The following is a 25,006-nucleotide window of genomic DNA, read 5'->3' on the forward strand; positions in this document are numbered from 1 at the left end:
CGTCGCGGGCCACACCCGGCTAGGGGGAGGACACCGCGCGGCCCAGAAAGCAGGCCGGCAATCGAGCGGTTGCCCAGTGGGTCGCCCAGGCCCGGCACTGCGTGGGGCCAGCCCGGCCCCCGTCCTGGGCGAAGACACCCACGGCACGTGCGTCGCGACTCGGTCAGCCACCGACTACGCGGCGACGCGACCCGTGCGCGATGCACTACGCTTCTCGCATGTCCCTGCAAGGCCATGCGGCCCGCTGCGGGGTGTCGAATCCACGCAACGTCGACTGGAGGCCGCCCGATGTCCTGGTTTCGCCGCTTGGCACTGTCCCGCTTCCTCAAGGCGCATCCGCCAGGCAAGACGCAGCCTGCCGCAACGGATCTGATTGCCGCATATGCGCCGGTGCTGCCTGCCAGCCTGCTTGAGCTATGGCGCAAAAAAGGGCTGGGGCACTATGGACGCATGCAATTGGCGCTGATCGACCCGCGGCACTGGCAGCCGGTGCTGGATCGCTGGATCGTCTCGCCACCTGACGCGGTGCAGCGTATTCCGATCGCGCTCACTCCCTTCGGCGCACTGCTGTACTACCGCAAGCTCACCGCCACCGACGAAGACGTGGTCTATGTGGATCCGGTCTCCAAGGCCACCGGCGATCTGAGCTGGAACCTGGAGGACTTCTTCAACAAGTCCCTCTGCGATGCGGCATTTTGCGATTCCCTGATCCCATCGGCCCTGCTTGCCGCCGCGCGCAAGGAGTGCGGCCCGCTCGCTGCGGGCGAGGTCTATGAGATCGATCAGTTGCTGTTCTCGATGCAGATGCTGCGGGTCACCAAGGTCGATGCGTTGGCGCTGCACACCCGGCTGCGCGACGCTGTCGACCGCCCGGCACCGGTGGCCGATGTGCCCACCACCAATGCCGATGCATTGCCCGCAGAGCAGCGCTCCGTGTTCGAGGGCATCTTCCCGCAACCACGGGCGAGCGACGACCTGCACGGCCTGTATCTGTCCTCGTATATCGATTGGCATCGCATGCTGGCGCTGGAGCCCGACGGGCAGTATCGCCTGCTGTTTTGGAAGATCGACCATCGCAGTCTTGCACGCTGCGATGTGCGTGCGTATTCGGGGCGCTTCGAGGTGACGCACACCGAGATGGGCGATCAATACATCACGCTGGACATCCGCCTGCGCCGCGATTCGAGCGGTAGCGATGCCAACGATGCGCAACTGCTGGTGATGCGCTCGGGTACCGACATGTTCCTGCTGCGCAGCGACGAACTGGCAGACATGGCCACGGCCATGGATGGCTCGAAAACACTCGGACGCAGCGAGTACTACTTCCGCAAGGTGAAGCTGACCGATGCGTTCGTCCAGGAGCCATCCGGCGGGCGCGCCGCGCCACCGCTTGCCGATCTTCCAAACGTGTTGCAGCAACAGGTGAATGCCGAGCCGATCATCGCCACCATCACCCATGTGGACGAAATCGACCCGGACGCCGAAGACGACGGCGCCGGCACCGTCATGTGCACGCTGGACCGCGGCCAGGACGATGGCCTGCGCATGAACATGCCGCTACGCTCCCCACCAGCGACAGGGCGCGCCCTGTATGGATGGGTATGGGAGATGGACCCTGCCGCGTGTCGTGCCGGCATCAGGTATCAACGCGGCAGCGATGGCAAGCTGGACCATGGCCCGGTGGTCGGCGATGTGTTGACCAGTCGCCTGAGCGGCGAATGAGGCGACAGAGCGCAGCGCCGGCGGCGCGGCAGCCCGCGCGCCTACTTGCTCATGCAGCGCTTCCAGCGCTCGTTCACCCGCTGTGCAAACCAGGCGGTGGTGAGCGTGCGGGTGATCTTGGGGCTTTCCAGGGTGATGCCGGGCAACACGGCACGCGGCAGCGGCTTGCCGGCGCTGCGCTCTGCCAACGCGAACACCTGGCGATACAGGTCGGAGTCGGCGAAATCTGCGCTGTTGCCGTCCTCCAGTGCGCGGCGGAGCTGGCGGTCGCTCATCGCCAACTGGTTGCCCAGGCTGCGTGCGGCACGCTCGGTGCTGCCGGGCGCGTCCAGGCTGGCGCCCGGCGTAAGCAGGTCGCCGTCCAGGGCTAGCGCGATGCCGCTGGCGGTGCTCAGCGCGGCCTGGAAGGCGGCATTGCGGCTGGCGTACCAGCCGGCGTTGAAATCGGCGAAGCGATACAGCAGCGCGTCGTAGTTGGCCGGATAACCCAGCAGATGCTGCGTACCGAACCACAGCCCGCCACGGCGGCTGAAGACGTCGTGGCGGATCGAGTCGCCAGGCGGGTAGGGGTAGCGTTGCGCATGCTGCTCGGCGAAGGCGATGCTCACCTGCATCGGCCCGGCGGTATGCACCGGGTTGAATCCGTCGAACAGGCGCGCGCCCAGCGGCACGCTGCCGGTGAAGTCTTCGAAGATGCGGCTCAGTTCCTGCTCGGTGCGCGCAGCAGCGATGCGCGTGGCATAGCTGCGCCCATCCGGGGAATTCAGACGCAAGGCGGCATCGACCATGAAGCCGGGAATGTGATGCGCACTGGCGCGGCGGTCGATCTCGGCACGCGAGATCTTGCCCAGGTTGGGCACGATCGGGTTGGCCTGGTAGCTCGATTCCTGCTCGGTCACCGCCAGCACTGCGCAGATGTGTTCGGCGCTGGTGTCCAAGGCCTGCGAGGACAGCGCCACATACACATCGCTGGCCCAGCCGGCGCGGTCGGGCAAGGTTGCCGGCAGGCGCCGCGCGATATCGGCCTTGACCGCATCGGGCGAGCGCTGCGGGGCACGCGGGGCCTGTGTGGCGCAGGCCGACAGCAAGGCGATGGCGAGCAGCGTGAGCAGGCGGGGCAGGGGTGAGATCACGGCGTCTCCGGAAAATCGAGGGGCGGCAGCTGCCGTGCGGCAGTTTACGCGGCCACCCCGTGGGAGCTTCACCCCGCTGGCGCGCAAGGCTGCCATGTCCTGGCATACCGAAACCACGGCGATCGGGACAGATGGGTTGGGTTGCTGTCGTGGTGCGTCGGGCGCATGGACCAAGCAAAGCGATCAAGCGGGTCTGGTTGCCTTCTGCGCGCCGGTGCGATGGGCTGCGCTCTATCGTCATCCGAATTCAAGAGTGGCCCGCCTGGGCCGATAACGAACGCGAGCGCTTGGGCCTTGATCGCGTTGGCGGCCGTGTGCGTTGGTCATCATGACGCTCGCATCACATCGGAAGACGGGCGTTTGGCCTGAAATTTCGGTGGATTCCATCGCCATCCAACCGTGGGAGTGCTTGAAATGCCGCAGCAACCAGCAAGCCGCCACGTCTGCGCAGATGGCATCGGCCTGGCGTGCGCACGTTACGGCCCGTCGTCGACGTGATGACGCGATGAGCATGTTCGTGGTCCGGTGGCGGCATGGGCTCGCCGCGTTCGCCTTGCTGCTGGGCAGTGGCATGGTGTCGGCGCAGCCGCAGCCGTGGAAGACGATCGAAGCGGCGACCATCGACGACCCGGTGATGGCGTTGCAGATCGCACAAGGCGCACTGCAGCGGGCAAGCCGCGACCACGACGTGGATGCCGAGTTCTGGGCCTTGCTGGCGCAGGCACGCGTGCTTATTTCACTGGAAGACAGCGAACGCCGCCAGGCGGTGCTGACGCAGGCGCGCGGAAAGCTCGACCAGCTGCACGGCAACACCCCGCAGGCACGGCTGTGGCTGGATATCGTGCAGGCGCTCAGCGATGTGCGCGAAAACCCCAATCGCGTCATGGTGGCGCGGCTGGAAGCGCTGCGCCAACGGGCCAGCGCGCTGGGCCGCAACGATCTGCTGTGCGAAGTGGAGGCGGTCGACATGTGGAGCATGCTCGCCTCCGGCAGCAGCGATGAATCCTGGAGCGCGGCGCAGGCCAGCTATCAATGTGCCGCGCGCGAAAACCTGCTGGGGCTGGAGCTGGATGCGTTGACGCAACTGGGAGCATTGGCCAGCCGCGTCGGTGGTCGCGCCGCCGAAGACAACGAAACCGAAGACTACCTGCAGCGTGCGCTGGCACGCCTGCACGACCAGCCGGCGCGCTTTCAGCGCAGTCTGGTCGAACACGAGTTCGGCACTGCCTTGGCAACACGGCAACCGGAAGCGGCGCTGCCGCATTTCAGGCGCGCATTGGCGCTCAGCCGCGAACTGCGCGACCAGGCGGGCGTGGCTGCAGCGCTGACCAGTGCCAGCGAGGCCCTGATCGAAACCGGCGATGCCGCTTCTGCATTGACGATGGCCCGCGAAGCCCTGCCGCTGATGCAGCAACAAGGCAATATCGGGCGTGTTGCGGCATGTCACGCCGTCTTGCTGCAGGCCTTGATCGCGTTGAAGGCGCAGGGCCTGGACGCGGAAATCGTCGCTGCCAAGGCCGCAGACGATCCCAATCTGACCTTGAACCGTCGCGCGCAATTGGTCGACGCCATCGCCCAGGCACTTGCATTCCAAGGCCGCCATGCCGAGGCCTACCAGGAACTGCAACGCGCCAATGCGCTGCGCGCGCAGAGCCTGGACCGCCAGCGCGATACGGTGATGTTGCGCTTGCAGGCGCGCTACGAAGATGCACGCCGCGGCGCCGAAACGGCCGAGCTGCGCCGCCGCAGCGAGACCGCGCAGCTGGCACTGCAGGCGCGCGAAGCCGGCCAGCGGACGCTGTGGATCGCGTTGTGCGCAGCCTGCCTGTTGCTGCTCGGGGCACTGGTGGTGCTGGCCTTCGGCGCACGGCACCGGCGCCAGTTATCGCGGCTGGCGATGCGCGATGAACTCACCGGCCTGCCCAACCGGCGCGCCATTCGCACCGAGGCGCAGCAGCAGATCGAGCAGGCCTTGCGCTCGCACACGCCAGGCATGCTGGCATTGATCGATCTGGATCACTTCAAGCAGATCAACGACGTGTACGGGCACGCCACCGTCGATGCGGTGCTCAAGGCGCTGGCCAATGCATCGCGGCTGGCCCTGCGTGGGCAAGACCGCCTGGGCCGCCTGGGCGGCGAAGAATTCCTGCTGGTGTTGCCGGGCTGTGGCGAAGAGGAGATTTCCACGGTCTTTACGCGCCTGCGCAGTGCGGTGGCAGCGATCGATATCGCCGGCCTGCCGCCCGACCAACCGGTGCGCTTTTGCATGGGCGCGGTGCGCATCGTCGCCGACACCGGGCTGGATGCGTTGTTGAGCCAGGCCGATCTTGCGCTGTACGCCGCCAAGACCGCTGGGCGCGATCAATGGGCGGTGTGCTGATCCTGGTGCATGCACCTGCGCTGGGACACCGAGGCGATGCTGCGGCACAATCTGCCGGCCGATGGCGACCACCGGTTGCCGTGAACCGATCGAACGAACCCAGGACCGCATGCGCACCGATAGCCGCCTTTCCCGCATGTTGCACGTGCTGCTCCACATGGCCAGAAGCCCGCAGCCGATGACCTCCGAGCAGATCGCCAGCATGCTGTCGACCAATGCGGTGGTGGTGCGCCGGACCATGGCCGGGCTGCGCAGTGCCGGCTATGTGCAATCCAGTCGCGGCCACAACGGCGGTTGGCAGATCGGCTGCGATCTGGCGCAGGTGACGCTGCTGGATGTGCATCGCGCGGTTGGCGGCCCGCATCTGTTCGCGATCGGTGCCGATCACCCGAATCCGCAATGTGGGGTGGAGCGAGTGGTCAACGCGGCAATCGCCGATGCGCTGGCCCACGCCGAAGCGCTGCTGTTGCAGCGCCTGGGCACGGTGACGCTTGCCGCACTGGCGAGCGAGTTCGATGCCTTGTGTAGCGCGAGGGCCCCATCTGGCGGCAACGCGACGGGCAAGCGCACGCGGCAGCGCTGAATCGCGTCACTCGAGACGCAGCACGATGCCCGTGGTGTCTCAGCTGTCAATTAATGTAACATCGAAAGATACATTATTCGACATCGATACCCGGGAGCGACCATGCAGTACGAGGTGATCATCATTGGCGGCAGTTATGCAGGGCTATCTGCCGCCCTGCAGTTGGCGCGGGCGCGACGCCGCGTCTTGCTGGTGGACAGCGGCCGGCGGCGCAATCGTTTTGCCGACACCTCGCATGGCTTGTTGGGCCGCGATGGCGCATCGCCCGCGCGCATTGCCGATGAGGCGCGCGCGCAGGTGCTGTCGTATGCCAGCGTGCAGTGGGCCGACGGCGAGGTGGTCCAGGTCCGCGGGCAGGCAGATGGGTTCGAGGTCGTCTTTGCCGACGGCAGCGTGCATGCGGCCCGGCGGCTGATTCTGGCCATGGGGGTGGTCGATCGCCTCCCTGCGCTGGCCGGTCTGGCCGAACGTTGGGGCAGGCAGGTGTTCGTGTGTCCGTATTGCCATGGCTACGAACTGCAGCAGGGGCGCATCGGTGTGATCGCGACCTCCGCGCTTGCCGCGCATCAAGCCGCCATGCTGCCGGATTGGGGCGCCACCTGGCTGTTCTTGAACGACGCGCTGGTGCCCGATGAAGCCCAGCGGGCCCAGCTGGAGGCACGCGCGGTGCGTGTGGTGGCTGGCGCAGTGGCGGCGCTGCAAGGCGAGGGCGACACGCTGGAGCTGGTGCTGCACGACGGCCAGAGGTTCGCATTGGACGGGGTATTCATCACCACCCAGACCCAGATCAGTCCGTTAGTGACGCAGCTTGGATGTGCCACCAGCGATGGGCCATTCGGTCGCCTTGTGGCCGTGGACGCAATGCAGGCGACGACAGTGCCGGGCATATTTGCCTGTGGCGATATCGCAAACCCGGCCGCATCGGTGGTGTTGGCGGCAGCCAGCGGCGCGATAGCTGGCGTCGCAACGCATCGCAGCTTGATCTTCGGCCTGGGTAGCTGACCGCTGCGTGCGTGGTGATCGCCCCGCACGCCGCTTGGTCTGCGGGATGCTACCCGGCGCCGCATCGTTAACCGACGCAGGTTCTGCATTGGAATCTTGTACCCGGCGAACACCAGAGTGCGAGAGAGATACAGCCGGTGGCGACGACCGCGACGCCCATCTGACGACCGCGCAGAAGTTGGCCGGTCTGACGTTGCGCGGCGTAAACTTCACTGCCATGTCGATCCAACTTCATGCTTGAAAAAACTTCGTCGATCATCGCTGCCGGCCTCTGAACGCAAGAGTTCACGCCTGACCGACTGGCTAGTGCGCGGCGTGGTCGGTATCGCGGTGATCGCATGTTGCGGACGTTTTTGGCTATTGGGTGAGGCAGTCTTCGAAGGACGCTATGTCAACGTGATACGTGGCCGGCCGGCACGGATCTTCCTGGTGGACAGCGACCCGCATCGCTTCTGGATTGCTGTGGGCTGGGATGCGCTGCTGAGCTGCGTGCCGTTGGTGATCGTCGGCGGGTTTGCATATGCGGGTTGGAGGGCGCGCCGTCACTTGCGGTGATGGCACGGTTGGTGGCGATTGCAGTTTTCGTGCTTCATGGCCCGGCGTGTGCCTTGCCGCCGATCATGCGACGCCTATCCATTCGATACGCAGCAGTTGAGGCGGCGGTGCCAGGCAATCGCATGCAACGTGCAATCGCTGGTGTGCAGCGCGAAAGGCGTATTGCGAACGCGCGCTGACCAACACAGGCCAGATTCGTGCCGCTCCCACGGCGCCCGCACAACGATCAATGCGCTTGTTGCTTGCGCGCAGGTCGCCGCGCAGCGTGCCTGGGCCAGGTGTCGTAGCTAGAGACGAACTGCTTCTGGTCGGCCCCTGCGGTCGGGTCGCAATGCCAGGAGCCGGCGACACCGCCGGGTTCCAGCACGCCGCCGATCTCGCGTACCGCTTGCGCTTCGAAGGCGCAGATGGGCCCGTAGACGGCCACGTCCCAGTCCGGTCGCGACGTCGGATGCGCATGCTGTACCAGCACGACGTCGCTGCCATGGAAGCGATGGACCTGCGCGGCATGCCGACGATCGGTGCTGAAGTAGCAAGGTGCGCCGATGCCCAGCACAACGACCTCGTCATCGCGCACTACCGCGCACTTGCCCTGGTGTTCGCCCAGGTGGATCACACGCCCGCCCACCGTTGCGGTAGTCACCGGATAGCGCGTGGTCACTTCCGACATCGGCTGCGATGGTGCGCTTGCCGTTACCGATGCCGTCTGCGCGTGTGCTGGTGCCGCAGTGACCAGCAAGAGCGAAACCAGCAGGGCAATGATCACGTGGGCGCGCATGCAACATCCATGTCGAGGGCGCGGCAGTATCGCAGATCCCTTCGGCGGCACGCTGCAACTGCCGCGGCACCCGTCATGCTGGCCTCGCGCACGCTTCGCGTGATCATGCAGTGCGCATGCGTGCTGTGAGTGCACGCTGCCTTGCATCTGCCGCTCGGTGATCGCACGGAGCGTGTCGCCAGCGTCAATGGCACGGAGGCACCATTCAGCGCCGTGCCGGCAAGTTCGCCAGCACGCCATCCAGGGCAAGTTGCGTGGTGAAGCCGGCCTTGGCCAGACGCTTGCTCACTTCGTTGGGCACATCGCGCCCACTGGTGAGCTTGTTGGGCGCGCCGGTGTAGTGAAACAGCCGCCCGCCTCGGCGCAGCACGCGTGCCAGCTGATCATAGAAGACCTGCGAATACAGCTCGCCAGCAATGCCGAAGCGGGGCGGGTCATGCAGGATGGCATCGACCGAATCGTCGGCCAGCGTGACGATGTGCTGCGCAATATCGGCATGGGTCAGCTGCAGGCGCCCGCCGGCAGCAGCGCCCTCCGGATCCGGCGACCACGGGTTGAGCGTGCGCAGCCACAGCACGTCGGCATTCTTTTCGAACGAGCGCAGCTGCGCGACCCCGGCCTCCAGGCAGCAGGCGGCGAAGTAGCCCAGCCCGCCGCAGGTGTCCAGCACGCTCTTGCCGCGCGGGTCCACCAGCGCCACCTTGCGCCGCGCATCCTCGAACGGCGACAGCTGCGCCGAGGGCAGCATCTTGATGCCATCGATCTCGAACGTGGGCGCGCCCCATTCGGTCGGCACCAGCTTGATCAATGCGCCGCTGTAGCGCGAGATCGGCGCGAAATCCTCGCCATCCCAGAAGTACAGCGTGCGCTCCTTGAGCTTGCCCGGATAGGGATAACCGCGGCCGCGCCATTGCCAGGTCTGTGCATCGAGCTGGGCGGTGTCGGTGCTGCGGCCCAGGTCGAGCGAGCCGGTCCAGTAAGCCAGACCACTGCCGCGCGCGGCAAGCAGCGCTTGGGCATCGGCGAGAACGAGTAAGGGAAGGTCTGAACAACGCGATCGGAGGATGTGGTAAGCCATATCGGTCGCGGTGACCGCGCTCAGATCCTCGGTTTTTCGCCGTTTTTGGCGCTTTTTCGGGGTATCGTCCCGATTACGGGCGCACCTACCCCGCGGCGGTAATGAACTCTTTGCGCTTCAGCCACAGATTCGACAGCGCAAACAGCATCAGCATCTGTGCGGTGTTCTTCGCCAAACCGCGATAGCGCACCTTGACGTAGCCAAACTGGCGCTTGATCACCCGAAACGGGTGTTCCACCTTTGCACGCAGGCTGGCTTTTGTGTGCTCCCAGCGCTTGGCCAACTTCAGTTCGCGCTTGTTCTTAATCTGCTTCAGCTTCGAGGGCTTCTCCGCGATCAGGTAGCGCAGTTTGCGCTTGCGCTTCATCTCCTCGCGTTTCTCAAGCCCGGTGTAGCCGCTGTCCGCGCACAGCGTGTCCTCCTTGCCGTGCAGCAGCTTGTGCGCTTGTGTGATATCGGCCACGTTGGCCGCCGTGCACTCCACGTGGTGCACCAGCCCGGAGTCATCGTCCACCCCGATGTGCGCCTTCATCCCGAAGTAGTACTGGTTGCCCTTCTTGGTTTGGTGCATCTCCGGATCGCGCTCGCCATCCTTGTTCTTGGTCGAGCTGGGCGCAGCGATGATCGTGGCGTCCACGATCGTCCCGCCGCGCAAGCTCTGCCCCTTGCGCGACAGGTGCGCGTTGACCCGATTGAACAGCTTGCGCGCCAAATCGTGCTGCTCCAACAGATGGCGGAAGTTGAGAATCGTCGTCTCGTCCGGCACCTCATCCAGCCCGCCGATCTTGGCGAAACGGCGCATCGACACCGTGTCGTACAGCGCTTCTTCCGCCGATGGATCGCTCAGTGCATACCACTGCTGCAAAAAGTGGATGCGCAGCATGGTCTCCAGCCGATACGGCTGTCGCCCCGGCTGCCCCGACTTCGGGTAGTGCGGCTCGATCAGCGCCAGCAGGTCCTTCCACGGCACGACCTGGTCCATCTCGGCCAAGAACACCTCACGCCGCGTCCGCTTGCGCTTGCCGTTGTACTCCGCGTCGCCGAAGGTCAGCTGCATCGAAATCGTCTACTCGGGTCGTTGATCGATTGTGGCAGATCACGATGGATTGTTCAGAGTTTCCTAAGGGGCCGGAGTAGTGGGGCACGGCTGACAGCTCTGTGTGCGGCGTGCGGAACATGCCGCAGCGCTGCAAGGAAGGGAGCGGCATCGTAACCGACCTGTTGCGGCCAGGCATCTGCCGCCGGGGCGCCCACCGCATGCGTCTGCCACCGAGGTCGACTGCCTGCGCCGTTTCGCTGACACACGCCGCATCGCATACTGCAGGCAGTCCGTATCGACACCTCGTCGGATCGGCGTCAACCGAGGAGCGTGGGTCATGCTGAAGGGTGTGTTGTTGGGGTTCGCCTGTTATGCGGCTTATTCGATCAGCGATGCGTTCGTGAAGCTGCTCGAAGGCACGCTGCCGGTCTATGAAGTGCTGTTTCTCGGCGCGCTGCTGATACTGCTGGCGGTGCCGTTCCTGAAAAAGCCAAACGACCAGCTGCGCGAGCTGGTGATGGCCAAGCAGCCGGCACTGTGGTTGCTGCGTACGCTCACCGGCGCCATCGGCAATCTCACCTCGGTGATCGCCTTCACCACCTTGCCAATGGCCGAAGCATTCGCGCTGATCTTCCTGATGCCGATCTTCGTCACCGTGCTGTCGGTGATCTTCCTCAAGGAAGAAGTGCATTGGCGGCGCTGGTCGGCGGTGATCGTCGGGTTCATCGGCGTGTTGATCGTGCTGCGCCCGGGATTTCGCCATCTCACCCACGGGCATGTGGCGGCAATCGTGTGCGGCCTGGTCGGCGCCATCTCGGTGATCGCCTTGCGCATGGCCGGCCACAGTGAAAAGCGATTGACCTTGTATGGCGCTGGGGTGATCGGCCCGTTGGTGATGGGCGGGATCATGATGTTGCCGAGCTTCGTCTGGCCCACGCTGTCGCAGTGGGGCTTGTTGGCCGGCTACGGCTTGCTCGCCGGGCTGGCGGCCATCTGCATGATGTACGCCACGCGCATGGCCCCGGTCAGCGTGGTCGCACCAACCCAATACAGCCAGATGCTATGGGCCATCGCCTTTGGCTACCTGCTGTTTCATGATCATCTGGACTGGCCGATGGCCGTGGGCATCGCGCTGATCCTGGGCGCCGGTTTGTTCACCCTGGTGCGCGAGGAACAGGTGTCGCGTTGGTGGCGGCGGACGAAGATCGTGTGAGTGCTGCGCAGTACCGGCCGGTTGGCTGGCAGTGGGGCGGGATTCAAAAAAGCCTCGGTCCGTCAGGGGTCCAGACAGCGAGGCAGTTGCGATCCAATCCTGCATCCGGATCCATCGCTGACCAGAACCCGGTGCCGCACGCCGAACGCGCCAGCGCTCGATGAGGCGGGCATCGTCGCCGGCCTTGTTTCGATGCAGTCGCCGCGATAGACGTTTTGCCAATGTGGCCGCAGCGCGCCAGCGTACCGGCCGTTCTCGGGTCGGCGGCGTACCTCAGGGAAATTGTACGTTGCCGGGCTCGAAATACGGCTCGGAGCTACTGTATTCCGTCAGCGCGGGAATCTTGTCCGCGATGACCTTCCCGCGGATATCGGTGATGCGGATGGACAGCGGCTTGTTGCCGAGGTTTGTGCCTACGAAATGGTTGTAATCGGTCTTCGGCAGACTGGTCCAGGTGCTGCCTTGTTTGACTTCGAACTTGACCACCGGATAGGTGTGGTGTCGCACCTGGATCGCGGCCCAGTAGCGTGAACTGCCTTCTTTGATGCGGTACTGCACGTTGCCGGTAATCGGCGCGCGGACGACCTTCCAGCTGATCGGAATGCGCCCGTCTGCCGTGTTGCCGATCGCCGCGAAGGCATTGGGCGACAGATCCAGGCCGCCAGAGGCGCCCCCCGGATACAGGTCGGTGACATAGACGATGGTCTTTCCCCTGGGGCCGGTCACTTCCAGATAGGCGCCAGCCAGCGCGGCCTTGATCCCGCCGAAGTTCAGCTGCGTGGAGTTGAGCGCGGTGATGAAGGCATCGCTCGGAATGGGGTCCAGCAGGAGCGCGCCGCCAGAGTAGCCGGAGCCGGTCATGGTGGCAGTGCCGCTGAAAGTACTATTCCACGACTTCTTCCCGCTCGCATTCTTCGTGCTGTCGCCAGTTGCTGTGGCAATGGCGGGCATGACGGGCAACATGCCCCAGGCATGACGCAAGATCAGCAGTTTGTCTGCGCGGGGGCTGCCATCCGGCGCCAACAGGCCGCCGTTGTTGGCATTGCCAGTTTCCCAACTGCCGAGAAATGCGCTGCGCATTCCAGCGTTTGCCAAATAACCGCTCAATGCGGTTTGCCATGCTGGGTCGCGCGGGTCGCCATCGCCCAGTCCACCGCCGAGGCTGACGGGTACCACTGCATGGTCGAGTGCGAATTGGCCGAAGTCGCGTTGCCACATGGCGGGCAGTGCCTGCGCAAATCCGGGTGCGGCGAAGGCACCGGTCGTATCGCGGTCCGGGCCCGCCAACTTCGGCATCAACACCAGGTGTCGGCGAGCGATGTCCAGCGGCACGCACGCGAACGGCTGAAGATTGCTGCCAGGCGCTTTGCGCCCCGGGTCACTGCACACCGCATTGCTGCCCACACCTTCCACACCCACGAACCAACGCGGTGCCTGCGCCAGCACCGTTGCAGCTGCGCGCGACGCTACCCGGTTCCAATCCTGATCCGCCGCGTTTCCTGTCCAGCTGGCATTGCGGTAGCCGCTGCTGCCAAGGTCGATACCCAGGACATTGGCGTTGCCGCCATAGCGGCGTGCCAGCGTGACCAGGCCGCGCGTCCATGCCTGCCGCTGTGCGCCCAGGAGCGGTGCGCGGTCATCGCAACTTCCATCTGCAAAAGCGAACATCACCTGCATCCCGCGCTGGGTTGCGGCATGCACCACTGTGTCGAGCAGTTGCAAGGAATCTAATCCGCGCAGCGTGGAATCGCCGGCAACTTCTGCAGCTGCCACAGGGGCGCGTTGCAGAACAGCGGCGCAGACCGGCACCCGCACGGCATTAATGTCTGACGCCTGCATCCGATCCAGCAGTTGCGCCAGTGTGTTGTTGCGCATGCCGACGGCCGCCAACCCGGCGCGATCGAAGCCGGGCCAGGTGACCCCGCGAATGTGCAGCGTCTGACCCGTTGCATCGACAAGGGGAGCTTGCGTACTGACCTGCATCGCCGGCGCGGTGAGCGGGACGAGCGTTGCGAGCGCGATCAAGAAATGGATGTGTGACAGCATGGACGTTTCCTAGAGTGTGTCATGTACGTTGAGATGCCTACGAAGCGGCCTGTGCGGTTGGAGACAAAAGGGCACAGCGCCCCGGCAACGCGCGCGATGCAGTCCCGGCGTGCCACAGGCCACTTCCCGCCGGGTTGGCCGGCAGAAGCACGGAGTGGGCGCTGCGCCGCTTGCCGTGGCGCTACCGAGCCTGTGCCATGCAGCGCCCGTTCCGCCGCCGACGGCATCTGCTCCGATGTCATCTCATTCGAAGCGCATGCCGCGTTCCAGACAGAGGTAGAGCAGCACGACAGCGATTGAACTGGCGGCCGCTAGGCGCCGCATCGTTGTTGCAGCGCTCCTCCCGCAGCCGAGGAGCGGTAGAGCACACTAGCCTCTACCGCTCTGTGGCAACGCAGTTATCGCATCACCGATGCGGCGTCGCGCTCACGGTGACCGAGCTCGCGCCTGCACCCGATGGGCCGTTGGCCGTTACCTTGTAGTAGTACGTGGTACCGTTGGTGAGCGCCTGGTCCACATATGAGGGCGAGGTCAGGCCCGATGCGACGGTGATGGGAGCAGCGGCTGCGCCGGCAACACGTTGCACCGTGTAACCCGTGGCACCGGCAACGGGCGACCAGCTGAGCCTGACCTTGCCGTCCGCTGCATTGGCGGTCAGCCCCTTCGTTGCCGTCGGCAAACTGGCGGGCACCGCGTCGGTCGAAGCCGACTGCAGCGCCACCTTGGTCGAGGTGCCGATAGCGGGATACGCGTTGGCGACCAACTGGACGAACTGCGTGTGGAACCAGTTACCGGCGATCGGCGCGTTCGGCAAGGCGCCCGTCAACGTGCCGTCCGGCGTCGTATAGGTCGGGTCGCAGTATCTGTCGAAGCCCTTGCCCTGGTTGTTGGGGATGTACTTGCTGGAGCCGTCGGATTCGCCCGCTCCCTTGCCCCACACATAGGCATGGATATGCCCGCCGGGTGCCGCGGTCGGCGGCATGCCGATCCCCGCACCGCTCTGATTGCACCAGTTGCCGCGATGGAGACGACGGTCCACGCGTCCGGAGTCCACGTAGGTGTTGATGTCATTGCCGCTGGCAGATGCAGGGCGCGCGCTGCCGCCCCAGCCGTTGCGACCGGTGTCGATCAGAAAGCCGATCTTGCTGGGCCAACCCGCGCCGACGAAGCCGTTGTAGAGCGCTTCCGCATAGGTCGATTCGTCGAAGAAACTGTTCCATTGATAGAAGTTGGACGAGCGAATGGGCTGGCCACCGATCGTCAGGTCCGGATTGGGCAGGTTCGGCTCATGAAGCGGCGTGTAATTGGCGGTGTTGGTGATGAAGCCATCCGCACTGGCCAGACCGGCTGCCGTTCCCTGCACGACCCGTGTGTACAGCGAAATCGCAGGGCTACGGTTATTGTCCCACCCCAGCCAGCCGGAATGGGCGATATCGAGGTAATTGTAAACATTGGGAATGGCATGGAGCTTGTCGAGCGCGTACTTGATGGCGGCCTCGTAAATGCCGCTGGATGCCGCCTGGCCGCAGGCGGGCGTGCTTTGATTGGTGACAAGATTCGGAAGGCTGTCCGGCTCGATGATGTTGACGATCCGAAGATCCTTGTATTTCGGATTGGCCAGCGTCGATGCGATGACGTCGATGTATTCGGTCTTGTAGCGCTGCAAGCCGGCTTGCGTCAGTGGCAGCTCGCCGTTGGAGGCCAGCGCATGGCAGTCGCGCCCCGGCATGTCGTAAATGACAAAGCCGACCGTGATCGGCGTGTTGGCCTTTTTCTGCGCCAATGCCGCATCCAAGTGGCCTTGCAGACTTAGGCGGCCGGCGTTGCGCGAGCCGCCATAGATCGCGTTGATCGAATCCAGCCAGACGGAGGTCGGATAGGACTTGACGACCTGCATCTTGGCTTTCAGTTGCACATCCTTGACCTTGACGATCGACGAGTTGACTTCCTTCGAATAATCGGGATTGACATACCCGCTCGCGCCGACGAACGGGTTGTCGACATGGCTCTGGGCGGATGCCGCAACGGGAATGAGCAGCGCGCCGGTCAGCAACGAAACGGCGAGCTTGGACGTGACGCAGGGTCGGAGGTTTGTCAAAGATGACATTGAATTTTGCCTTGGGATGGGAAGTGGTGAAACGGTGTGTAATAGCGAGATATCAAGATGTCGCGTGATTCGCTATGACTGGTGGCTTCTCTCGATTGATGTCCGCTCGGGGTGAGTGATGCACGTGCGCAACCGAACGCGCCCCAGATGCGCGTGTGCATCGGTGGTCCTGCGCCGGGGCGATCGGCGCAGAAGATGGTGCGGCGTGTCGCATTCAAGCGGCTCGCCGTATTCGCGCATCGGTCGGCGCAATGCGTCGATTCCGTTGCCCGTTTGAGCGCAGCTGCAGCGGGGCTTACGCCCACGCGCACTGTGCGATTGTGTGCCGCGTCGTTGCGGCTCATGACCGGTTTCGTCTACCTGCCTGCCACGACCATCGAACGGCATGGTCGGCGCATCGATCGACAATGGCAGCAGGCCTTGCAGGCGGGGTGTGGCTGAAGATGCATGGGAAGCTTTCTGGCGAGACTGAGAACGTAGAAGGCCAGCATTGATGGCACGAATCCGTGCGCGTGCTCTAGAAAGCGAGCGCTACCATAAAAGCAGATGCTGGAACTGTGGACGACTACGCTCACCATCCGAGAAAGGTGTGGCGTTATTGCAGATGCCGATTATGTGGAGAAGAAAACGAAGACGGATACCGATGATTCGGAAATTATATTTACAAAGATAATCTCGAAAGTTATTTAATTCTGACAAAAATGGTTTGTTTTTTATTTTAGGAGAAGGGTGTAAAAGTATATTTTGATGCATTATGTTGGATGTCAGTCTCGGCTGGGGTCGTGGTTCCAGGGCATTGCGCCACAGCTCCAGATGGCCGGTGCCTGGCGGTGAACGTGAACCAGCGCGTCTGACCTAGATGCCGGTGTCAGAAGAACTCGGGACGGTTCGATGCGAGGTCGCTACGGTGGAGATGGCAGGCGTGAGCAGGTACCGGCAGACTGAGCTGCATGCAGTGCGAATTGCCGCCGCCGGGAGTGCGGTACGGCCTGGACGCTGGTTGCGGTCTTGGGGCGGTGCAGGTCTGCGACGCGGGTCTTGCCCAGGTCGTTGCAGAGGACGTGCCCACCGCAGCCTCGCATCAGGCGCCCACTGGCACGCATGGGCGTGATCTCGTATGTTGACCAGCTTGCCCACTCCTCCGGTGCCGTGCCCATGTCTGACCCGTCCGCGCCCGATCATCTGCAACGCAGCCTGTCCAATCGCCACCTGCAGTTGATCGCCATCGGCGGGGCGATCGGTACCGGCCTGTTCATGGGCTCTGGCAAGACGATCAGTCTGGCCGGGCCGTCGATCCTGTTCGTCTATCTCATCATTGGCGCGATGCTGTTCTTCGTGATGCGCGCGATGGGCGAACTGCTGCTTTCCAACCTGGAATACAAGTCGTTTGTCGATTTTTCCACCGACCTGCTCGGGCCATGGGCCGGGTTTTTCTGCGGGTGGACGTACTGGTTTTGCTGGATCATCACCGCCATTGCCGATGTCATCGCGATTGCGGCCTATGCGCAGTTCTGGTTTCCGGGATTGGCGCCGTGGATTCCGGCGTTCTTGTGCGTGTTGTTGCTGCTGAGCCTGAATCTGGTCACGGTGAAATTGTTCGGCGAGATGGAATTCTGGTTTGCGCTGATCAAGATCATCGCCATTGCCGCGTTGATCGTCACTGGCGCCGGGCTGGTGGCCTGGGGCTTCCGCTCGCCCTCGGGCAACGTGGCCTCGCTGTCGAATCTGTGGAACGACGGTGGCATGTTCCCGATGGGCATTGGCGGGTTCTTTGCCGGCTTTCAGATCGCGGTGTTCGCTTTCGTCGGCATCGAGCTGGTCGGCACCACGGCTGCAGAAACCGCCGACCCGCGCCGTAATCTGCCCAAGGCGATCAATTCGATTCCGGTGCGCATCTTGATTTTCTATGTGCTTGCGCTGATCGCCATCATGGCGGTGACGCCGTGGCGGCAGGTGGTGGCCGACAAGAGCCCGTTCGTGGAGTTGTTCGTGCTGGCCGGCGTGCCGGCGGCGGCCAGCCTGATCAACTTCGTGGTGCTGACCTCGGCCACCTCGTCGGCCAATAGCGGCATTTTTTCCACCAGCCGCATGCTCTACGGCCTGGCCGAAGAACAGCATGCGCCCAAGGGCTTTGCCAAGCTCTCGCGTGCGGCAGTGCCGGCGCGCGGCCTGCTGTTTTCCTGTCTGTGCCTGCTGCTGGGCGCGATGCTGGTGTATCTGATTCCCAACCTGGTCACCGCGTTTACGCTGGTCACCACGCTGTCGGCGGTGCTTTTCATGTTCGTGTGGTCGCTGATCCTGTGCGCCTACATCGCCTACCGCCGCAAGCGCCCGGAGCAGCACGCCGCCTCGGCGTTCAAGATGCCCGGCGGCGTGCTGATGTGCTACGTGTGCCTGGCTTTCTTCGCCTTCGTCATCGTGCTGCTGACCCTGCAGGACGACACGCGTCAGGCATTGCTGGCCAGCCCGGTCTGGTTCCTGCTCCTGGCCATTGGCTATGCGGTCAAACGCCGTGGGAACCGGCAGCGCTGAGCGATGGGTGCGGCACGCATCGTGTGCAGCGTGCGGCAGTGACCGCACGCTGCGAGCGGTCATGTCGATGCGCGTGTACGCCGGATCAGTCGCCGTTCGGGTCAGAATGCGCCGCTTCGCCTTCCTCTGCCGGGCGCGGCGGCATTACAGCCGCGCCGGCGGGCAGACGCTGCAACGGGATCTGTTTCTTTGCTTTCCATTGCGGCGTGACCGGTAGACCGTAGTATTGAAAGAGCTTGGCGACGTTTTCGAGATGCTGTGATGTTCGGTCGGCATATTCGCTGAATCGCCCCGAATCGTTGTCGATGCACAGCTCGCCGTCCGGGTTGTAGTACAAGGTACCGCCGAGGCGCGCTTCGGGCAGCATGCGATTTTCCTGCCAGGGAGTCTTGTCCCATGGTTGGCCGCCCACGAGGGTGACATGGCCTTGCGCGTATGGCTGTTTCTTCTTTCGCGCCTGCTTGCTTGTCATCGGCTCGTCCAGGACCACGCCAGGATGCCCTTCGCCGATGACCAGGCTGCCATTACCGGCGATGTTCCACTTGTACTCCACCTTCTTGTTGCGCAGATCGTCCAGGCGCAGCCGCTGAGCCAGTGGCGTACTGGAAGGAGCGCCGGTTTCATTCTGTTCGTGGAACGTGGGGGTGTTCCTGATGCGATCGATGTCGTCCTCGCTCAGCCCGAGATCGTTGGACAGCTTGGCTGGATCGAGACGATGCGGCATCTCCAGTGCCGGAGCAGTGGAGACGAACAGGCGTGTTGGATTGATCTTGACGTGCGCTTGGCCGCCAGCTGGCGTTTCTATTTCCTGAGACTGGCTCGGCGTCGGCTGGACATCTTCTTCCAAGCCGCCAGCGGGCGCTTCTTCTACCTGGGACTGGCTCGGCGTTGGCTGGCTACCTCCTTTCAAGCTGGCAGTGGGCGTGTCTATTTCCTGAGACTGGATCGGCGTCCGGTGGACACCTCCTTCCAGTTGCTTTCCGCGCGCGGGCTGGGTGCTGCCGAACAGCGCATCGAGATGGCGGTTGTCTGCGACGAACGCCGGCGATCGCGCCTTGGCTGATGCGCTCCGGCGCAGGGGAGGCAGCCCGTGGAGCTGGGTGTGGCCGCGGAGTTGGATGTCGTCGCACAGCGATGGAGCAGGTGGCAGATCACCATGGCCAATAGGCTCGTGTAGGCCGCCAGACGCCGAGCCGGAGATTTTCATGCGCGTACTCCTGGGATGCGTGAGCGGAAAATGTAAGGCAGCCAGAACGTGCAGACCGCTCACAGCAGAATCGATGTGCGATTTGGCGAAAGCTGTCGCTGCCTTGCAGGAACCGCACGGCGATTGCGTGACCAGGTACGGCCATCGTCCGTCGCGGCCATCGCCGACGGGCACGTGTCGGCGTTGACGCCATGGTGGACGCGGAGGATGCTTGGGCTCTTTCATCCCACCGTCGATGCATGATCACGATCCACCCGATTGCCGGAACCCGGCACACCCCAGGTTGCTGGGTCGACCTGTGCCAGCCAAGCCCGCAAGAGCTGGCGCAAGCCGCCGAGAAAGTGGGGTTTGCCTTGCCCGATCGTGCGGCGATTGGCGAGATCGAATTCAGTAGCCGGGTGCGTCGCCAGGGCGATGTGTTGTTTCTCAATGTGCCGCGTTTCCAGGACGAGGACGGCCCCACCGCGCCGTTGGGATTCGCGCTGTCGCCCACCATGCTGGTGACCTTGCGCGAGCAGCGCATCGGCTCGTTGGAGGCGCTGACGACGCGGCTGGAACACGAACCCTGCCACAGCTCGGACGACTTGCTGCTACGCATGTTCGACCAGCTGGTCGGGCGTCTGGCGGACCGGCTCGAGGGACTGGAAGCGGCAGTCACCGAAACCACGCGACAAGTGTTCGACAGCCCGCACAAGACCAAGGACCTGGAGCGCATGTTGCACCAGGTCGGCGACATGGGCCGACAGCTTGGCGGCCTGCACAACGCCGGGCAAGGCATGCTGCGCCTGGTCACCTATCTGGATGGCGCCGCCCCGGACTGGTTCGGGGCCGATGCAGCCAAACGCATCACCCTGCTGCACAAGGACCTGACCACCTTGAGCGAATTCCAGCAGCACATGGACGATCGCATCGAGTTCCTGCTCGACAGCGTGCTGGGCATGATCAACATGGACCAGAACAACGTGATGAAGGTGATGGCGGTGGCGTCGGTCGTCGGCATCCCGCCCACCGTGCTGGTTGGCATCTGGGGCATGAACTTCTCCTACATGCCCGAACTCAAGGGGCACGACCACTACTTCTGGGCGCTGGGCATCATCGCGCTGAGCGTGGTGGTACCGCTGGCGTGGTTTCGCAAGCGTGGTTGGGTGTGATGCGCTTTATGCCGGTGCGATGGGGTGATTGGGTGTGAGCGATAGGTGCGTGGTTACAAGTGGCCAGGGCTCGGGAAGCGGCCTGTGAGGCGTTGAGGCTGCTTTGTGCATATACCGCGCGTCACCTGGTGTTTCGCATGTCTTCGACAGTCTTGCTCGCTTCAATAGGGTGATGTGCTCATACGCGTTGCGCGTGTGGCGCTGGATGAGGGGGCATCGCACGGCTGTGTTGGTACTGTGTCGAAAGCGGCCCCCATCCGCCCTTCGGGCACCTTCCCCCGCCATGCGGAGGAAGCGATGCTGATCGTTTGGTTTGAGGGGTATCGTGCGGTCGCACAGCGCGTCGACGGGTACCAGGTATCAGCGTAATCAGCTGCGCCAATTCCCAATCCCCAATCGCAGCCATCAGCCCTTGGACTGCTGGAAGCTGGCTTCTTCGTAAGGCTGCACCACCACCCAGCCTTCGCCGGCAAAACGCATCTGCAGGCTTTCGCCCGAGCCGCGGCCGAATAGCGTGCCGATCGAGACGTCGGTGACCAGCTCCGGCGTCAGCGTGCCGGACCAGGCGACGGTGGCATTGGGGTCGGTGAACACCGGGCCGCTGGCGGCGGTGACCGGCAAGGTCAGCGGCTCGTAGTGCGAGGTGATCGCCACGATGCCGTGGCCACTCAGGCGCACGTTGAACAGCCCGCCCGAGAGCATTCCGGCCACTTTGCGCATCATGGTGATCTTGTGTTCGACGCCCGATTCGAACGCCAGCACATCGTTGCCGTTGACGAAGATCGCCTCGCCGTTCAAGCGCAGCAGCGTGACCATCTTGCCGACATCGGCCAGATACACGCGGCCCTGGCCTTCGGCCTTCATCAACTGCATGCCTTCGCCGCTGACGGCTTTTTTCAGCAGGTTGCCCAGGCCCTGTTCCAGCAGTCCCTCGCGGGTGAACTTGACGTTGCCGGTGCGCGCCACCATGGCGCCGGCCTTGGACCACACCATGCCGTTCAGGCGCACTTCCAGCAGATGCGGGTTTTCCAGTTCGAACGGATCGGGGCTGACGTCCTTTTCCTTGGAATGGGCGAGAAATTCATTGAGCGTGCGTACGGCCATGGGTCCGTCCTGGAGTGAAAGAGTGCGCATGATACGCGGCCGTCTGCGGTGCAGTCGCGGGCTGGCACCGCGAGCCTAAGAGCGGCTAACAAAACGTCGCGAGCAGTTGTCAGGTGGGTGCGGACGGCGCACAGGATCCGGAGTGTACGAGTGCTACATGCCGATTCCGAGCACCGGCCGCGCCCGCCTGGCGGGTGCGCAGTCGTTTGGTTAGCTGCTCTAGGTGCTGCGTATCAGCACACGCGATGACAGCGGCAATCTGGCGATCGGCAAACGCGCTCGACGCATGCGGGCGCACCAGGCGCGGATCGAAGCGCTGCGCTCCACGCGGCGTACACCAGCAGAACGCGTCGCCAGTGCGCAGGATCGCCATGGTGGCCCGTCTGCCACGGCTCGTGCGGGCAATGCCTCATTGCGCGCCTGCTCGCGACGTGTCGCCAGCAAAGGCAGAACGCGTCATATCGCCGCGACGGCGGTGCTGCGCATCGAAGACGTGCGCCGTCCGACGCCCCACGTCCGACACCCGACGCCAATGATCCGACCCCGCCGCTGCCACGCACTGCGCAGCAGCGGCCCCGTCCTCAGCGCGCGGCGGCCTCGGGCTTGCGCACACGCTTGGCAGGGGCGGCGTTGGCATCCTTGCCGGGATACAGGTTCAGCAGCATCAAGGTGACGCCGTTGGTCCAGCCGAAGCCGTCCTGCAAGGCGTATTCGCCGCCGCCGCCGCCGGCCGCATCGGTTTCCAGGCCGTACTTTTCGACCAGCTTGTGCTCGCGTGCGAACAACGCCTGCACCTGGGCGAGGAAACGCTCGCCGATGGTGCGTGCCAGCGCGTCTTCGCCGTAGCGGCGCAGGCCGTCCACGGCCACCCATTGCAGCGGTGCCCAGCCGTTGGGTTCGTCCCATTGCTGGCCGGTCTTCACCGCGGTGGTGGCCAGGCCTCCCGGGCGCAGCAGTGTCTTGCGCACGGTGCTGGCGGTGCGCTTGGCATGATCGTCCGAGGCCAGGCCGGCGAACAGCGGGTACAGCGCGGCGGCGGTGACCTGGTTGCTCAGCGTGCGCGTCTGCCAGTCGTAGTCGGCGTAGTAGCCGGCGGCATTCCACAGATGCGCGTCGATGGCCTGCTTGCGCTGCTGTGCGAGTGCGGCGTAGTCGCGCGTGCAGTCTGCGCCCGGTTGCGCACAGGCCTGGGCCAGGGTGCGCTCCAGATGGTAGAGCAGGCTGTTGAGGTCGATCGGGAGGATGGCAGTGGTGCGGATGGTGCGCAGGTTCTGGCCGTCGGCCAGCCAGCGGCTGGTGTAGTCCCAGCCGCTCTCTGCGCCGGCACGCAGGTCGCGGTAGACCTCGGCGGCCGGGCGGTCTTTCACCTCGGCAGCCGTGCGGGTGTCGTGCAGCCAGGCTTCCGGGCGCGGGGTGTCGCGCTCGTCCCAATAGCGGTTGAGCACGCTGCCATCTTCCAGGCGCACCACGTGGCGCGCGGCCTGGCCGGGCTGCAGGTCATCGCTGCCCTGCATCCAGTAGGCGTATTCCTTTTGCAACTGCGGCAGGTAGCGCTGATACACCGCCTCGCCTTCCACGCCGGCCTGCAGCTCCACCATGTAGGAGAAGAACGGCGGCTGCGAGCGGCTGAGGTAGTAGGTGCGGTTGCCGTTGGGAATATGCCCGTAGGTGTCGATCAGGTAGGCGAAGTTGTCCAGCATCTGGCGGCTGAGCGTGGTTTCGCCGCTCTTCACCAGGCCCAGCATGGTGAAGTAGGAATCCCAGTAATACACCTCGCGGAAGCGTCCGCCCGGCACCACGTACGGGTGCGGCAGCGCCAGCAGGCTGCTGTGCGGCGGCACGCGGTTCTGGCTGCGCACCAGCTTGGGCCACAGCAGGTCGATGTGCTCGCGCAGCGCGGTGTCCTGGCGGATCGCATCGGTCTGCACTGGCGGCGATTCTTCGAAATTGGCATCCACGAACTTGCGCAGGTCGAAGCCGGGGTGATCGTGCTGCGCCAGATAGTCGGCGTTGATCAGCGCCGGGTCGCGCAGCGGCAGGAAGTCGACAAAGTGCTTCTGGTCATCGAACAGCTCACCGCGCTGCACGGCCTGGAACAGTTCCGGGTAGGCCAGGTCGGGCGTGGGCGGCGTGGGCGCCGGCGCATTGACGACCGGAGGCTCCAGCGGCGCGGCGGTCAGCGTGCCCGGCGCAACAAACATGCTCAGCGACAGGCCAAGCAGCGACGTGCAGCACGGGGGCGCGGCAGAACTCATGACATCTCCAGAACGGGCAGTGGCGTAGGGCATGGTAAACGACCGATGTGGCGGGCGGGACCGAGCGAGGTGCCGGCACGCCGACAGGCTTCGCACCGGGACGACTGAATTCAGCAAGCTGATCGGCGTGGTGCCGCAACGTGCGTCGATCCAGGCATATCGGCGCGGCACTCAGGCAGCTTGAATGGTGGTGCGCCGGCGTCCCTGCAGCCTGGCCGTTGCAAGATGCGCGCCACTGGCGTGCCGGAAGACCGCCACCTGCCCGCGTTTGCGTTAGCGCTCCTTCTTGAGCAGGCGCTGCAATTCCAGCGCATTGGAGGTGGCGCACCCGGCTGCGGTGTTGTCGAAGATCACCCAGCGTTCGGGCGGTGGCTGCGTACTGCCCGGATGGCTGGCGCGCACCGCCGCGGCCAGCGCCTGCAGTGCGGTGTGCGGGTAGCTGCTGTAGTAGATGCGCGGGGCGCCATGCCAGCGCCAATACAGCGGTGCAGCAGTCGGGCTCGGCAGCGAGGCTGCGGGCACTGGCGCCGGGTCGGCGGCGCAGTGTGCAATGCGATGGCGCGCCAGCAGCGCCTGCGCAGGTGCGGCGAACCAGCTGGAGTGGCGCGGTTCGCAGACCACGCCGCCGTCCCAGCGCCGGCGCAGCATCGCGAAAAACCGCGCGGCCACCGCGGCATCGAAGGCGGCGCTGGGCGGCAGTTGCAGCAGCAGGCAGCCCAGTCGTGTTCCCAGCGCGCCGGCCTGCGCCAGGAAGGCATCCAGCAGCGGCCCGGTGCCGTGCAGGCGCGCGTCGTGGCTGATGCTGCGCGGCAGCTTGACCGAAAAACGAAAATCCTCCGGGACGCTGTCGGCCCATCGCGCATAGGTGCTGGCGCGGTGCGGGAGATAGAACGAAGAGTTGATTTCCACCGCGTCAAAACGCGTGGCGTAGCGCTGCAATACGCTGGCGCCTTGGTCGAACTGTGCGCGGTCGGCGGCAGGAATCGACCAGCCTGCGCAACCACAACGCACACGTGCAATGGCAGCGGATGGACGAGCTGGCATGGCAGGCAAGCCGAGAGTGGCAGCACTCTATGCATGCGCGTGCGTCAGGATGCCGTGTGCATCGCACTCACGGGCGA

Annotated in this window: 19 protein-coding genes, 1 other RNA gene and 1 pseudogene; 9 read left to right on the top strand and 12 right to left on the bottom strand. The window is 64.5% G+C overall.

The features are described from left to right. Positions 1-288: 288 nt before the first annotated feature. Positions 289-1,722 carry a GAD-like domain-containing protein gene (locus tag ACCQ03_RS03415; RefSeq protein ID WP_057680123.1) on the top strand — a complete coding sequence of 478 codons (1,434 nt, stop codon included), beginning with the start codon at positions 289-291 and terminating at the stop codon, positions 1,720-1,722. A 41-nt stretch (positions 1,723-1,763) separates the two neighbouring features. Here the strand turns inward: ACCQ03_RS03415 and ACCQ03_RS03420 are convergent, their stop codons facing one another. Continuing rightward, the gene (locus ACCQ03_RS03420) at positions 1,764-2,855 is read right to left on the bottom strand and encodes a DUF1615 domain-containing protein (protein WP_057687034.1); all 1,092 of its coding nucleotides are present in this window, start codon (positions 2,853-2,855) and stop codon (positions 1,764-1,766) included. Positions 2,856-3,360: 505 nt separating this feature from the next. Between ACCQ03_RS03420 and ACCQ03_RS03425 the strand changes: the two genes are divergently transcribed. From ACCQ03_RS03425 to ACCQ03_RS03440, 4 genes are all read left to right on the top strand, one after another. Next, positions 3,361-5,235 (top strand): GGDEF domain-containing protein, encoded by a 1,875-nt coding sequence (locus ACCQ03_RS03425; RefSeq protein WP_209227620.1) that lies wholly within the window; start codon positions 3,361-3,363, stop codon positions 5,233-5,235. A 61-nt stretch (positions 5,236-5,296) separates the two neighbouring features. Next, positions 5,297-5,818, top strand: coding sequence for an Rrf2 family transcriptional regulator (locus tag ACCQ03_RS03430; protein ID WP_017159129.1), 522 nt, complete (start codon positions 5,297-5,299; stop codon positions 5,816-5,818). A gap of 102 nt (positions 5,819-5,920) precedes the next feature. After that, complete coding sequence (locus tag ACCQ03_RS03435; RefSeq protein WP_057680032.1) at positions 5,921-6,820, top strand: NAD(P)/FAD-dependent oxidoreductase; 900 nt, start codon at positions 5,921-5,923, stop codon at positions 6,818-6,820. 360 nt (positions 6,821-7,180) lie between these two features. Then, positions 7,181-7,375 (top strand): hypothetical protein, encoded by a 195-nt coding sequence (locus ACCQ03_RS03440; protein ID WP_057680033.1) that lies wholly within the window; start codon positions 7,181-7,183, stop codon positions 7,373-7,375. A 226-nt stretch (positions 7,376-7,601) separates the two neighbouring features. Here ACCQ03_RS03440 and ACCQ03_RS03445 read toward each other — a convergent pair whose 3' ends face one another. The 4 genes and pseudogenes from ACCQ03_RS03445 to ACCQ03_RS03460 all read right to left on the bottom strand — a co-directional run. Continuing rightward, positions 7,602-8,153 carry a hypothetical protein gene (locus tag ACCQ03_RS03445; protein WP_209227622.1) on the bottom strand — a complete coding sequence of 184 codons (552 nt, stop codon included), beginning with the start codon at positions 8,151-8,153 and terminating at the stop codon, positions 7,602-7,604. Positions 8,154-8,358: 205 nt separating this feature from the next. Continuing rightward, a complete protein-coding gene (locus ACCQ03_RS03450; protein ID WP_209228343.1) occupies positions 8,359-9,231 on the bottom strand; it encodes a class I SAM-dependent methyltransferase in 873 nt (290 codons plus the stop codon). Positions 9,232-9,316: 85 nt separating this feature from the next. Continuing rightward, the gene (locus ACCQ03_RS03455) at positions 9,317-10,288 is read right to left on the bottom strand and encodes an IS5 family transposase (RefSeq protein ID WP_150147813.1); all 972 of its coding nucleotides are present in this window, start codon (positions 10,286-10,288) and stop codon (positions 9,317-9,319) included. Between the two features lie 64 nt (positions 10,289-10,352). Beyond that, a pseudogene (locus ACCQ03_RS03460) lies at positions 10,353-10,439 on the bottom strand (SAM-dependent methyltransferase); the annotation flags it as partial. 168 nt (positions 10,440-10,607) lie between these two features. Here ACCQ03_RS03460 and ACCQ03_RS03465 point away from each other — a divergent pair. Further along, on the top strand, positions 10,608-11,483 hold the full coding sequence (locus tag ACCQ03_RS03465) for a DMT family transporter (protein WP_209225785.1): 876 nt from the start codon (positions 10,608-10,610) through the stop codon (positions 11,481-11,483). Positions 11,484-11,756: 273 nt separating this feature from the next. Here the strand turns inward: ACCQ03_RS03465 and ACCQ03_RS03470 are convergent, their stop codons facing one another. Beyond that, the gene (locus ACCQ03_RS03470) at positions 11,757-13,529 is read right to left on the bottom strand and encodes an expansin EXLX1 family cellulose-binding protein (protein WP_057679886.1); all 1,773 of its coding nucleotides are present in this window, start codon (positions 13,527-13,529) and stop codon (positions 11,757-11,759) included. Positions 13,530-13,935: 406 nt separating this feature from the next. After that, the gene (locus ACCQ03_RS03475) at positions 13,936-15,582 is read right to left on the bottom strand and encodes a glycoside hydrolase family 6 protein (RefSeq protein WP_170922313.1); all 1,647 of its coding nucleotides are present in this window, start codon (positions 15,580-15,582) and stop codon (positions 13,936-13,938) included. Positions 15,583-15,783: 201 nt separating this feature from the next. Here ACCQ03_RS03475 and ACCQ03_RS03480 point away from each other — a divergent pair, with 201 nt between their 5' ends. Both ACCQ03_RS03480 and cycA read left to right on the top strand, forming a co-directional pair. Beyond that, entirely contained in the window at positions 15,784-16,077 is a 294-nt protein-coding gene (locus tag ACCQ03_RS03480) for a hypothetical protein (protein WP_057661407.1), read from the top strand. A gap of 660 nt (positions 16,078-16,737) precedes the next feature. Next, positions 16,738-18,168: a D-serine/D-alanine/glycine transporter gene (gene cycA / locus ACCQ03_RS03485; protein ID WP_209225783.1), complete on the top strand. Its 1,431-nt coding sequence runs from the start codon at positions 16,738-16,740 to the stop codon at positions 18,166-18,168. A gap of 85 nt (positions 18,169-18,253) precedes the next feature. Here the strand turns inward: cycA and xopV are convergent, their stop codons facing one another. After that, positions 18,254-19,246: a XopV/AopV family type III secretion system effector gene (gene xopV, locus ACCQ03_RS03490; protein ID WP_412566726.1), complete on the bottom strand. Its 993-nt coding sequence runs from the start codon at positions 19,244-19,246 to the stop codon at positions 18,254-18,256. Between the two features lie 368 nt (positions 19,247-19,614). Between xopV and ACCQ03_RS03495 the strand changes: the two genes are divergently transcribed. After that, complete coding sequence (locus tag ACCQ03_RS03495; RefSeq protein WP_057679885.1) at positions 19,615-20,526, top strand: CorA family divalent cation transporter; 912 nt, start codon at positions 19,615-19,617, stop codon at positions 20,524-20,526. A gap of 405 nt (positions 20,527-20,931) precedes the next feature. On the opposite strand, the gene ACCQ03_RS03500 is transcribed toward ACCQ03_RS03495, so the two are convergent. The 4 genes from ACCQ03_RS03500 to ACCQ03_RS03515 form a co-directional block, all read right to left on the bottom strand. Then, positions 20,932-21,630, bottom strand: a complete 699-nt coding sequence (locus tag ACCQ03_RS03500; RefSeq protein ID WP_057661472.1) for an AIM24 family protein — start codon at positions 21,628-21,630, stop codon at positions 20,932-20,934. 83 nt (positions 21,631-21,713) lie between these two features. Then, positions 21,714-21,789, bottom strand: a non-coding RNA gene (locus ACCQ03_RS03505) — sX9 sRNA. A gap of 422 nt (positions 21,790-22,211) precedes the next feature. After that, the gene (gene treA, locus ACCQ03_RS03510; RefSeq protein WP_057679884.1) at positions 22,212-23,885 is read right to left on the bottom strand and encodes an alpha,alpha-trehalase TreA; all 1,674 of its coding nucleotides are present in this window, start codon (positions 23,883-23,885) and stop codon (positions 22,212-22,214) included. Between the two features lie 273 nt (positions 23,886-24,158). Continuing rightward, positions 24,159-24,929 (bottom strand): DUF72 domain-containing protein, encoded by a 771-nt coding sequence (locus ACCQ03_RS03515; RefSeq protein ID WP_209225781.1) that lies wholly within the window; start codon positions 24,927-24,929, stop codon positions 24,159-24,161. Positions 24,930-25,006: the final 77 nt, after the last annotated feature.

The organism is Xanthomonas sp. NCPPB 3569 (assembly GCF_041475645.2).
GTDB classification, from domain to species: domain Bacteria; phylum Pseudomonadota; class Gammaproteobacteria; order Xanthomonadales; family Xanthomonadaceae; genus Xanthomonas; species Xanthomonas phaseoli.